Origin of the sequence: Bacillus sp. M13(2017), assembly GCF_002218325.1 — a bacterium.
Taxonomy (GTDB): Bacteria; Bacillota; Bacilli; order Bacillales; family Bacillaceae_G; genus Bacillus_A; species Bacillus_A thuringiensis_K.
The window spans coordinates 1-12,168 of sequence record NZ_KZ268533.1; the positions used below are offsets into that span (position 1 = coordinate 1).

Sequence of the window (12,168 nt, forward strand, 5' to 3'; positions counted from 1 at the left end):
AAAAAAAAAACGCAAACTCCATAAGCCTGCGCCTTCCCATGTCTCTTCTCATACCGCACAATCCCTTTAGACGTGAAGCGAAGCGGAACTTATAGCTTTTGATATTTCGCTAAAAAATCAGTAAGCGCTAAGTGAATTATATCGGATTTTTTTACTCTTTCACCGTTGCAAAAATCATCTAACTGTTTGCCTAATATTGTATCTATTACAATTGTTTTTCTTGTTTTTTTGTTCGGTTTTATTTCTTTAATTCGTTCGTATAAAGGCTGATTCGGTGTCTCGTTTGGTTTTAATTCTCTTGTTTTTCGTTCTTTAATTATAGATTTCAATTCTGCTATCTCTTCTTGTGTGAAGGATAGGTTACTTATATTTGCATTCATATTACTTGTGTTCACCTTTGGGTTACTTTCTTTCGTGTTTGTATTACTCGTATTCACATTTATGTTACTTTTATTCACATTTGTATTACTTTTCGTCTTTTGAGGTGAAGTTTTTTTAACATAATCGAATATGTTTTTGTCTTTCGGCTCTTCTCCGTTGCCTTCGAAATGCCAACCTTTATCACCTGTATTTTTGAAAAAATAACCTGCGTCTTTTAAGGCTTGTCTTAATCTTTTTTCGCTTATGCCGTCTATGTTTTTGGCGATAACACTAATTTTTTCACCGTTTTTTAGTCGCTCTAAGATGTATTGAATTGTTAACTTTTCATCTGAACTCATACGTAACCCTCCTATTATTCATATCGAGTAATATATGTATTATTTAAAGTGAAATCTATATTACTATCAACTAATTTTATCGCCATTATATATTTATTTTTTTTGTGAATTGCCCCGCTATATCGAATAAAAATTTCACATACTGTATGGTTAAAGTTTATAAACGAATACAAAGCCCTAGAATCGCTTCCAAACGCTTGAAATCCATTTTGATATTATAATGTATCGTCATTGGGTTTAAAGCCTTTAAAACGGGTTCTGAGGGCTTATAGCGGTATGTAGTGAGGTTTTCGTTACATTCTAAAAAACTAGCGAGCACGTAAATCTGTTAAATATGACATGAATTTTAAGCCTTCGCAAAAACCTTGCTGAAAACTTTCCTTTTTCGCTTCGCATATTTCTGCTATTAATGTTGCCTCTACATCGCTAAATTCATTGAATGGGACGGATTTTTGCAAGTTGTAAATCGCTGATATTTCGGGAAGTTCTCCGTTTTCAAGAGCCATTGAAGAAATGTCATTTAAGAAGGAATTTAACGCTGTATTTTGATTGTTTTCATGGTTATCGTAGTAGTTTGATTGAGGTTGCGTGATAGAATTTAAAATTTCAGAAACTTTATTTACATACATAACTTTTTCTCCTTTTTCCACACTTTAAAATTTTTATATCAAGATAATACATAAAACCAAACGAATGTTCTTATAATATACAACTAAATGGTATATTTTCGCAATCATTTCCAGTAAATTATTCTTAAAAAGAATATTGCGTCTTATACTGCAAAAATTAAAAACGAATTTCAACGACGCCTAGCGAAGCCCTACGAAGCCTAACGATACCTGACGAAACTGTTAAACAAAGTCTAGCGAATCTCTACGAAGCCCTACGAAGTCTGGCGAAATTTTACAGATTTTTCTCTATAAGATGTCTCAAGAGTATTCTTATGTTCGTTTATGTTCGCTAAACTTTGCTTATTTTCGTTTGTTTTTTCGATTATCTTTTATGACCTCGACAACCCAAGCGATTATCACTGCGAATCCAAACAGTACGCTTAATCCTGAAATAGTGAAATAGCCGAGATTTTTAGCGGTTACATTGACGGTTAGGGCAACGCATAACAAAATTAATGCGAATAACCTTTTCTTTCTTTCTTCTGGCAAAAAAAACACCTCTCTTTAATGTCTATCTCTATTATAAACCTATAGCTAAACGCTGTCAATAAGTTTTTTTATTTTATTATGTTATTTTTATAAAAAATAAAGAGCCAGCCTTATAAAGACTGACTTTTTATGTATTATTCTTTCTCTTTTGTAGAAAAAGTAAACTCTATTTCTTTTTCGCCGTTTTTACGTTTGAAGCTGAAATTTATTTCCTTCTTCAAAAGTAGAGTTGCTATTACGATAAGTACCGCCGTTGGTGCGTTTGTCTGTCCTATTAAGTTGATAATTTCGTTCATTTTCAATTCCTCCTAAAGTGTTTTCCCTTGTGGGTATGTCTAAATTATAAACCGACAGCGTTTAACTGTCAATGACTTTTTTACGCTGTCAAAAAACTTTTTTATTTAATGCGTTTTTCCAATTAATGGTTAGTGCAGTAACACACGCACAAAAAGAAGAAATGTGATAAAATATATAAAAGAAAAACCGCTAGGTGGTGCAACACCTAACGGCTCTTTCTTAGTTTTTTTTGCGTGAGATAGAGAATTCTATTTCCCACTTTCCATCTTTTAGCTTAATGCTAAAGTGGAAATCCGAGGAAGCGACTAGCCAAATTGCAATTGCCATAACTGCGGTTGATACGTCGCTTCCGCCTATTAAGTTTAAAATTTCGTTTACATCCATTTTCAATTCCTCCTAATTTTTAGTTGCACCGCATCGGGTACATCTCTAATTTACACTAACAGCGGATTAGAGTCAACAATAAATTTTAATATTCTTATAAATAAATTTTTAGATTTTGTTAAAAACGTTGATACAACGGGCTTTAATGCGTTTTATTTTTTTAAATTTTTTTTAAATGTTAATCACTCCCCGAAAAAAATGACAGCCTTTAAGAGTTATAATTAAACAACTATATAAAATAAAAGAAAAACCGTTAGGCGGTGCAACACCCAACGGCTCTTTCTTAATTCTTTTTGCGTGAGATAGAGAACTCTATTTCCGTCTTTCCATCTTTTCGCTTAAAGCTAAGGTGGAAATCCAAGGAAACAAGTAGCCAAATTGCAGTTGCCATAACCACTGTTGATACGTTGTTTCCGCCTATTAAGTTGATAATTTCGTTTACATTCATTTTGTAAATCCTCCTAATTTTTAGTTGCACCGCATTGGGTACATCTCTAATTTACGCTAATAGCCGATTAGAGTCAACAATAAATTTAAATATTTTTATAAATTATTTTTACGATTATGATAAAAACGTTGATATGACGGGATTTAATTCGTTTTATTTTTTTAAAACTTTTTTACTTACCGCTATTCTTTTCGCAAAAAAAGAGATAAACTTACATTTGTCAAGAGTCGTTAATATGCGACTGCGACTATGTAAACTATCATTCCGCATAGGTTAACGTATAACCAAGACGCTATTATATAAAGAACAGGGCGTTATACCTTCGCACATTTCCTCCGCATTACCTATACATATATGATAGGGCGGATACCCTATATGAATACCTACAGACCAACAGGGGTACGTTATATCGCCTATACTCTATATACCGCCTGTATACTATTGTACATATGCGTTGCGTGTGCGGTGTGCGTTGCGTTCTTATCGAATTGTTGTAGAAGTAATTTGTGTTTACGGAAGTTTACGTGGATTAGATATGCGAGGTGTTACGCCATGTATAAGCCACGTGCGAGCCAAGGGGCGATAAGCTACCGCACCTACTGACACCACGCACAGGTATGCTATGATATGTGTGTATGCGTGGGTATTATCGAATGGCTTTCGATTATTCTTTCTTTGTTTGTTTCATCTGCTCGCTTTCGTTTCGAGGAAGGACTCTGAAACTCAAGGGGTTCGAAAGCAATCGTCTTCTTTCTTTATGCAAGTTCTTATTCATCGCAAAGAATATTCAAGAAGTTAAATGAACGTTGAATTAAAAGGATTCTTTTGATTGCATAAATGAAAAAGAAATAAAGTATTAAAACGAAAGTGTTTCAAACATTGATTTAAAAGGATTTTAAACAAATCTTCAATGTAACAAAAGAACATTGTGTTTCATTCGTTATGCGAAAATCACGCATGAAAATTCATCGAAGCCGATACACCCAATCGAAAAATCCTCGACCCCCCAGCCGCCCCCACGAAGCCGCTGCATCTGCTGTACTGAAATCCCGCAATATAAAATTGAACTCAGGGTGTACAGTCGCCACCACTTAATATCAATCGCTCGCACTTTACGCACATACTTCGAATTCTCATACGGTTAAATCCGCTACATACTACGCACATACTTCGACTTATTCACTTATATTCATTCAGCGCAAGCAATCGAATAGAACGGTTTATACGACCTCCTTAAACGCCACTAAAGGCGCTTTTTTTATTTATCGCAGCAAGATACCAATACAACGAATTTAGTGCGCCTATATAAACGAGAAGGGAAAAATAACATATCGGCGCTATCGCTCCGAGTGTTCGCAAGCTCTCACAATAACTATTACTGCGTAAGCTCTTTTTAAATTAAACGCATTACTCAACACCCTAAATCGGCAACGTTAAGGAAGCCGTGACGCTATGTATTTGCTGCGTCAAAGAGGTTTCGTTATCCACACAGATAACAGAGTACTTTGATAAGCAAAACCGTTTACATCCCTTGCGGCTCTAAGGCTGAGTCCGATTTTTGAAGGTGTCAAATATGTGACAAATTCATTGGCGAAGGTGTCAAATATGTGACAAGTTTACACCGCTTTACAGCGAGAAGGGGGAAATATAGTGGAAAGTACAAACAATCTATTCGAAGAAATCAGCGCCATTGTACACGCTGGCTCAATCGAAGGGCTAACAGAAGCACAGCAAACAGCGTTAAAACAGGCGGTAGCAATCGCAGAGACTCAAAGAATACGCACGCAAGCCGAACTAGATGCGATTCGCTACAAAGAGTCACGCAAAGAAGACACACGCCGTTTTGTGATGGTCAACGGTAATGAAAAAGAACGATACAGCCACGTAACACTTAATCAGCTAGGCGTCTTCTTCAAATTATCATTATACCTGCAAATGAATGCGGGTGGCTTATTAATGCATGCTACGGGGCGGGGAAAATACGGGATTCGTCCATTAACAACGAAGGATATGCAGAAACTACTAAAGAGAGGTAAGAAGTCAACACTCAAAGCGCTAGGAGAACTAGAAAGGATTGGTGCGGTGATTCGTGATAATTCGCAGCGCCCAACGCTCTACTACATCAACGAGGACTTAGTGAGATGCGGAAATACTGATGGTGCATTCGATAACTTTACAAAAGTGTATAAAGAAGAAGCGAAACAACTTCTATCGAAACTGTCAGACCGTCAAGCAGGCGCCGTTTTCAAACTGATGCCATTCGCTCATAAGGATACATATGTATTATGTACGAATCCACAGGAGTTCGAGCCATCAAAAGTAGAGATTCTAAGCTCGCGTGACATAGCGAAGATTCTGGGGATTGCAAGCAATTCAACACGCAATCTATTATCAATGCTTATCAACGATGGGGCAATGATTTCCGTTAGTGGTGCGAAGACTGGTGTTAAGGGTCGCGGTTATGTGATTAGCCCGTATGTATGCGATAGAGGCGTGCTAAATAATCCGCTAGAAAGTGAGATTAAGAGATTATACCGCCAGTTCACGGAAAAGTGACTAACATAAGTGAAGAGAGAACGGAACACAGCTAAAACGCTATAAAAATATGCGTCAATTATACAAAAAGAGAAGTTTTAGCTGTACATATAGGTGAGGGAGTTAATAGCTCTCTTTCCAAACCTGCCGCAAATCTAACACAAAGGACAGTATGTCGTCCCACAAATATGATACACCCTTGTCGGGAATGTATCACCCAACTCTAATAAGAGGTACTCGTTAGCTAGGGGTATCTCTATTTTTTTACTTGCAACTGCTATAAAAACAAACGTTACACAGGAGGTTTTATATATATATGGATTACCTAAAAGCAATGTACCTCGTTAAGAAAGATAATAGGTTGCGAAGAAAGGCGTGGAAAGAAAATGAGTTCATCCACTTCGATTACAGCGAAGGTGTAGTAATGAAGCTAAACGCAACACGAATGTATAAACCAACGAAAGAAGACGTAAACACAGACGACTGGGAGGTGTGTTAAAGAAATGGACGGAACAACTATTAGATTTATACGAAACTTATTAGAAATGACACAAACGGAGTTCGGCGAACTTGCGGGTGTGCATCAACTAACAGTAACTCGTTGGGAAAACGGTGTATACGCACCCAATAAAGATAATGTAGCTCGAATCCGAAAAGCATTAGGTGAAGAAGTTCTTGCGAAAATAGACGCGTTTATCTATGAACAAGAGTTAAAAGCGTTAAAAAATTCGATTAAATCGCAAGTATCCACAAGAAGTACGACTAAGAAAAAAGACAATAGTAACAAATCGAGGATTAGCCTATGAGGCCTCTCATGGTAGCTAATATTCACGAACTACGAGGGCAATCTTTCTTATGCGCTCATGTTTATGACGATGGTTATGTACTAGCGAGAATCATCGCACCTACGGGAGAAAAAACACTAGCCGAAAAGATGCGGGAAGTCGTATGGGCTAACTGCGAAGACCTTCCTGCTTTCGATGTATATACCTGTACAGAATCTATATACCTAGCTTGTTTAGGTGAATCAGATATTAATGGGCATTTCAAAACACGGGAAGATACATCGGAAACATTTAGAGACTTCGAAGACGAGCAAACCCAAGCAGCATTAATCGACATCTACGAATTAGAAGACCCAAATAAGATAGAGCATAAAAACCACATGCCGAAATGGCGCAGAGTATTAATAGAGTATCTACAAAAAGCAATCAAACTATTAGAGGGGGAAGCGAAGAATGAAATGGAAACTATACGATAAATACAACGCGCAAAACAAAGAAATGATGAATTTCACAAGAAAATACGAACAAAAAGTGCAAGAATCAAAAGAAAACATAACTACTGCGACATTAGCCTACGAAGACCTTCTAAAGCGCGAGTTCTCAGGCGAAGAAGTCTCTAAAGAAAAGCAAAAAGCATTAGATAATATCAACAAGGCACAAGCTGCGCTAAAAGTAGCCGAAGAAGAACGGAGCAAAGCCTACACATACGCCCATAAAAACCTATCAAACATTACAATAGAAAACCTAGCAAAAGACTGGCTTTATAATATCCGACCAACCTTACGCGAAGAGCGTTTAACGCCTATTGTACAACAAGCAGAAGAAGCGTTACACGCATACTATAGCGCAATTCAAGACTTAATCCAACTAAACAACGAGTGCGCAGCGTTAGCTAGTGGTGTGCTTCGAAAAGCTGGGCAAGTTTATATACCAATCGGAGAATTAGGAGACCTACCGAAACACCCGACAGACTCGGATTGGTACAACATCTTGAGATATGGCAAAGTACCTGCAAGATACCGAAACTAGGAGGGAACTACAATGAGAAATGTCACCTTAATGCGTAGTGTGTTACGCGAAAAGTTAGCGATTAACGAAGAGCTGACACCCGAAGACCTAGCAACAGCAACGGAAATCGCACAACGCACTCAACACATGGAAGATAAGCTGCTATATACGCATATCAAGCGAGAATATACGGCTCAAAAAACCAAAAAACAGACAGCTGAATAGGATGGAATTAATGCGAAACACCAACCAAGCGTAGACTTAAAATCTGCGTTTTTTATATTTTTTTTCATAAAGAAATACCAAAAATGCGAAAGTGTTGCGCCTATAGAAGTGAAAGGGATAGCCTTTGTTGCTCCTGCCAAGATTCAACAAAAAAACTCTCACGAGTGGCAATCCCTTGTGAAGCGTAGTTTAACAGCTGCGCTTTTTTTTAAATCACGACGCATTAAAAATGCGAGAACAAGGAATCTAAAACGAAAGGAAAGAGACGTAAAATGGACAAAAAAACAATCAAATGTATTAGAAGGGCTTACGGGTATACGAGAGGGGAATTAGCAGAGTTACTAGGCGTGGATTCCTCGACTGTCTCACGTTGGGAAGCGGGAGTATATAAAGTTACAAGACCTATGCAACAACGAATGAAAGAGACACTAAAGCTCACAGAAGAAGATTTAGAACACGTTCAACTAGTAATCATGCAGCAGGATATTCTAGCTCAAAGATTCAGCGAAAAGTCGATTAATAGAAAAGGAGTGAACTAAATGGCAGGTGGAGCAAATGCGGGTGAAGTGCGGGCTAGACTCGTCCTCGATAACGCACAATTTAGACAAGGGATTCAACAAGCCCGAAGTGAGATGCAAGGGTTAGGACAGGGCGCAACTTCAACAGCCAGCAGTATGTCAACATTAACGAAAGCTAGTGCGGCAGTAGGTACAGCAGTAGTTGCGGCTATCGGCGCAAGTGTCGGAGCAGCAGCCAATTTCGAACAATCAATGGCACGAGTAAAGGCGATTAGTAATGCGACAGATAGCGAGTTCGCAGCACTATCAAAAACGGCGAAAGACCTCGGAGCAAGTACGCAGTTTAGTGCGTCGCAGGCAGCAGAAGGGCTTTCCTTCCTATCAATGGCGGGATTTAGTGCAAAAGATAGTATTGGCGCGTTACCTTCGGTACTTAACTTAGCGGCAGCAGGTCAAATGGATTTAGGACGAAGCGCCGACATCGTTTCTAACATCATGACGGGGTTCGGAGTTTCAGCAGAAGATACAGGACATGCAGTAGACGTACTTACTAAGACAATGACCAGCGCAAACACCGACTTACCAATGTTAGGCGATGCAATGAAATATGTAGCGCCAGTGGCATCTAGTTTAGGTATTTCGATGGAAGACACCGCGACAGCAGTAGCAAAGATGTCCGACGCAGGTATTCAAGGTTCTATGGCAGGTACGGCATTACGTGCAGCGTTACTACAGCTAAACAGCCCAACAGGTGCGGCACAGAAAGAAATGGAAAAACTCGGTCTTAATGTTAAAGATGCCAGCGGCAACATGTTACCATTACCGCAAATTATCGGACGAGTAAACGAAAAAATGCAAGGTATGACAGACTCACAGAAAACGGCAGCAGCAGCCCACTTAGTAGGTACAGAGGCAGCAAGTGGATTCGTAGCCTTATTAAAAGTAGGCGAGCAAGGACTAGCTGACTACTCAAAAGGATTAGAAAACAGCGCAGGTACAGCCGAGCGAGTGGCGAAGATTCAGCAAGACACATTAAAGGGTGCGTGGGACGAGCTTACAAGTGCCGCAGAAGGTTTAGGAATTAGTTTAGGGGAATCTCTACTACCTGCGTTCAAATCGTTAGTACAAGGCGCCTCTGGATTCGTAAATATTCTAGCCGAGTTAGACCCGAAGATGGTAAGTACGGGATTAGTAGCAGCGGGCGCAGCAGCAGGGACAGCATTATTAGCAAATGGGGTCTTAAAAGCAAAAACAGCAATTCAAGAATTCTCACTAGCGATAACTAGAAATCCAACTACAGCATGGATTGCGGGTATATCCTTAGCCGTCGGTGCGTTAACTACGGTACTTATGTCGGGAAAATCAGAAGTAGAAGAGTACAAAGAAGTATCGTTAGATACATACAAGCAATTAGGCGAACAGTCTCGCTCGCTTGAATCTCTAGCGACTAACTACGAAGGAATGCGTAACAAAGTCAAACTTAGTTCAGAAGAATTACTACGCTATCGAGATTTACAAGAAGAGATTAAGCGAGTAGAAAACCCTGAAACAAAAAAAGCATTACAACAAGAACTAGATGGATTAACGAAAAAGTCAAAAGCTAATAACGAAGAGATTAACAAGACTATTTCTATGTCCGACGAACTCATTAAACAAGCTCCTACTACAGCCCAAGCGTACAGTACCACAGGACAATCTATCGCTGAAAACACCGACGCGGCTCGTGAACTAGTTAAAGCGTTAAGAGAAAAGCAGAAGATAGAATTAGAACAACAAATGGCGCAAGGGTATAAGAACCAAGTTAAAGACTTAGAAGACTACAAAAAAGCCGTAGATTCAGGTAATGAAAGTCATCGGAAACGTGCTGAACTTCAAAAGAACGAAAAAGACGCAGGTGAACTAGTTGCTCAAGCTGAAAAAGACTTAGCAGAAGCAAAAAAAGAAGGTGGAGTACTCGGCGCACTTAACGTCAAAGCAAAAGAAGCGGAGCTATCAGGTGCGAAAAAAGTTCTAGAAGCAGCTAAAGAAGAAAACTCAGCCAATGAGCTTAACATCGTAACACAGCGTAATATAATCGCTGGAATCCAAGCTAAAAAAGACCAGTTAGAAAATGCAGTCGCTATCCGTATCAGAGAAGAAATGGCTGCGGCGGGCGTAGCAGCTAAGACAGGTGAAGAAGTTCAAAAACTAGACGAAGCAATCGCCAAACAAAATGAAAAGATTTCTTCATACGATAAACTACGAGAACAACAGAACGGTCTTAATGACGAACAACAAAAAGAATACGATAATGCAGTAAAAACAAAAGGAGAACTCGAAAATACTAAAGCTACAATAGCGGAAATTCGAGAAAAACACTCACAAAACACAGAAGAGATAAACAAACAATATGAAGGCGCAGGCAAACTAAATGATAAGTTAGGTCAGCCAGTCGAAAAGCAAGTTACTTCTAACACAGAAGGAGCTAAACAAGACGTCGGATTACTCGACCAGCTAGCTGAAGCCGAAAAAACCAAAACCGTCAATGCTGACGGGTCTAAAGCGAAAGCCGAAATCTCTCAAGTCGATGCAGATGCGCAAAAAGAAGCAGTCAAATCACTAGACCTAAGCCCGACAAAGGCAAACGAAAAGCTGCTTAAAGTTATCGTGGAAGCTACGAAAGGCGAAACAAAGCCGCTAGACGTAGACCCTAAGGCAGCAATGGCTAAAATTCAACAGGCGGATAAAGCGTCAGAAGCTCAAAAAATTAAGCCTTTAGACGGAAATCCGTTTAATCTATTAAACAAGATAGCCGATGCCGATAGAAAAGCGCAGGAACTAAAAACAAAGCCTATCGACGGAAACCCGACGCAAGCAAACGCTAAGATTCTCGACACAAACCAAAAAATCCTAGAAGGAAAGATTAAACCTATAGATGCCGATGCTAATAACGCATATAGCGTACTAAGTGGATTCACTAAAGAAGCCACTGCGCCAGTAACGAAAACCATCACTCTAAAAGGTATCTGGGAAGGTGCAGTAAATATGGTTAGTGAGTGGACCCGTCATAACGGCGGTACTGTCAACTCTATCAGACCTAAGTATCATAATGGTGGTATACCATCTGCACAACGCCCAAATAGAGCCAAATTCGACGAAGTGGACGTACGACTGCTGAAAAACGAAATGGTGTTAACGCAAGCTCAGCAAGCCAACCTGTTCAACATGATTCGAACATTCAACGGTGGGACTGCGGCAAGTCTAGGGAAAGCCCAAAACTCTAACGCGGCTGGTGTAACTAGTATCAGCAATCATTTCGAAATTAACGGAATGCAAGTTCGAGAAGAAGCGGATGTGCAAAAAATCGCAGAAAAATTAGCGAAACTGCAACGCCAAAAACAACGAGCTAAAGGGATTTAGAAATAAAGCTAATACAAAACCTCAGATTCGCTCGTACTACGTTTAACTACTAAACTAGTATAAAAGTATTATCGTAAGTCAGACGCCTTATATGACGCTTTAAACAGCGTTGTAGGGGCGTCCTTTTTATATATCCAAATATAACAGGTTGCGTGTTAGAATAATAACTAATGTTCAACTTTGAAAGGAGAAATATATGAAATTATATAAGATTATCGCAACTATGCTTTGTTCTATTTTGTTTCTATCTGCGTGTTCAACATTAACTAAAGAGGAATATATAGATGCCGTTGCAAAAGAGGAAAATGAAGCGGTAGCAAGTATATCTAAAGCAGAGGATATGTCTTTAACCCTTGACGAAAGAAAAACATATATTGACAAAACAATAAAAGCTATGCAAAATGCAAAAAAGATTTCGCCACCTGATGAGTTCACAAGTGCACATGAAGAGTACAAAAAATATGCAGAGTTATTAACCAAAGAATTTGAAAAAGTAAAAGAAAAATTGAACGATAAATCTTTATACGAAAGTCTAGATAAAAAAACTTTTGATAAAATGACAGAACACGAACAAAATTTTCGAAACGCTTTAGGGTCGGAGTGGAAAGAAAAGTATTCGAATAAATTAGATAAGCTTGATTGAAACAAGCCCTTATAACGCATATCTGCCGTTGTAGGGGCTTTTTTTTT

14 protein-coding genes are annotated in these 12,168 nt (G+C 38.9%); 9 read left to right on the forward strand and 5 right to left on the reverse strand.

Translation table 11 applies throughout. The features are described 5' to 3' along the window. Window positions 1–89: 89 nt before the first annotated feature. The 5 genes from CGQ22_RS30855 to CGQ22_RS32255 all read right to left on the reverse strand — a co-directional run bounded on the left by CGQ22_RS30855 (window position 90) and on the right by CGQ22_RS32255 (window position 3,008). Window positions 90–719, reverse strand: a complete 630-nt coding sequence (locus CGQ22_RS30855) for a hypothetical protein (protein ID WP_089149774.1) — start codon at window positions 717–719, stop codon at window positions 90–92. A gap of 308 nt (window positions 720–1,027) precedes the next feature. Next, window positions 1,028–1,348 (reverse strand): hypothetical protein, encoded by a 321-nt coding sequence (locus tag CGQ22_RS30860; RefSeq protein ID WP_089149775.1) that lies wholly within the window; start codon window positions 1,346–1,348, stop codon window positions 1,028–1,030. 665 nt (window positions 1,349–2,013) lie between these two features. Next, window positions 2,014–2,175: a hypothetical protein gene (locus CGQ22_RS32245; RefSeq protein WP_175423393.1), complete on the reverse strand. Its 162-nt coding sequence runs from the start codon at window positions 2,173–2,175 to the stop codon at window positions 2,014–2,016. A gap of 220 nt (window positions 2,176–2,395) precedes the next feature. After that, complete coding sequence (locus CGQ22_RS32250) at window positions 2,396–2,560, reverse strand: hypothetical protein (protein ID WP_175423394.1); 165 nt, start codon at window positions 2,558–2,560, stop codon at window positions 2,396–2,398. A gap of 283 nt (window positions 2,561–2,843) precedes the next feature. Further along, the gene (locus tag CGQ22_RS32255; RefSeq protein ID WP_154071891.1) at window positions 2,844–3,008 is read right to left on the reverse strand and encodes a hypothetical protein; all 165 of its coding nucleotides are present in this window, start codon (window positions 3,006–3,008) and stop codon (window positions 2,844–2,846) included. 1,650 nt (window positions 3,009–4,658) lie between these two features. Between CGQ22_RS32255 and CGQ22_RS30870 the strand changes: the two genes are divergently transcribed. The 9 genes from CGQ22_RS30870 to CGQ22_RS30905 all read left to right on the forward strand — a co-directional run bounded on the left by CGQ22_RS30870 (window position 4,659) and on the right by CGQ22_RS30905 (window position 12,121). Next, complete coding sequence (locus tag CGQ22_RS30870) at window positions 4,659–5,564, forward strand: hypothetical protein (RefSeq protein WP_089149777.1); 906 nt, start codon at window positions 4,659–4,661, stop codon at window positions 5,562–5,564. Window positions 5,565–5,859: 295 nt separating this feature from the next. Next, window positions 5,860–6,042, forward strand: coding sequence for a Thoeris anti-defense Tad2 family protein (locus CGQ22_RS30875; protein WP_089149778.1), 183 nt, complete (start codon window positions 5,860–5,862; stop codon window positions 6,040–6,042). A 4-nt stretch (window positions 6,043–6,046) separates the two neighbouring features. Next, window positions 6,047–6,349 carry a helix-turn-helix transcriptional regulator gene (locus tag CGQ22_RS30880; RefSeq protein ID WP_089149779.1) on the forward strand — a complete coding sequence of 101 codons (303 nt, stop codon included), beginning with the start codon at window positions 6,047–6,049 and terminating at the stop codon, window positions 6,347–6,349. Then, window positions 6,346–6,804 (forward strand): hypothetical protein, encoded by a 459-nt coding sequence (locus CGQ22_RS30885; protein ID WP_089149780.1) that lies wholly within the window; start codon window positions 6,346–6,348, stop codon window positions 6,802–6,804. Before CGQ22_RS30880 ends, CGQ22_RS30885 begins: the two co-directional genes overlap by 4 nt. Then, window positions 6,782–7,357, forward strand: a complete 576-nt coding sequence (locus tag CGQ22_RS30890; protein WP_254704135.1) for a hypothetical protein — start codon at window positions 6,782–6,784, stop codon at window positions 7,355–7,357. The genes CGQ22_RS30885 and CGQ22_RS30890 overlap by 23 nt, the downstream gene beginning before the upstream one ends. A 12-nt stretch (window positions 7,358–7,369) precedes the next feature. Beyond that, a complete protein-coding gene (locus tag CGQ22_RS30895; protein ID WP_089149781.1) occupies window positions 7,370–7,561 on the forward strand; it encodes a hypothetical protein in 192 nt (63 codons plus the stop codon). Between the two features lie 272 nt (window positions 7,562–7,833). Continuing rightward, window positions 7,834–8,100 (forward strand): helix-turn-helix transcriptional regulator, encoded by a 267-nt coding sequence (locus CGQ22_RS31770; RefSeq protein ID WP_254704136.1) that lies wholly within the window; start codon window positions 7,834–7,836, stop codon window positions 8,098–8,100. Further along, the gene (locus CGQ22_RS30900) at window positions 8,101–11,478 is read left to right on the forward strand and encodes a phage tail tape measure protein (RefSeq protein ID WP_254922581.1); all 3,378 of its coding nucleotides are present in this window, start codon (window positions 8,101–8,103) and stop codon (window positions 11,476–11,478) included. A gap of 196 nt (window positions 11,479–11,674) precedes the next feature. Further along, the gene (locus tag CGQ22_RS30905) at window positions 11,675–12,121 is read left to right on the forward strand and encodes a hypothetical protein (protein WP_089149782.1); all 447 of its coding nucleotides are present in this window, start codon (window positions 11,675–11,677) and stop codon (window positions 12,119–12,121) included. Window positions 12,122–12,168: the final 47 nt, after the last annotated feature.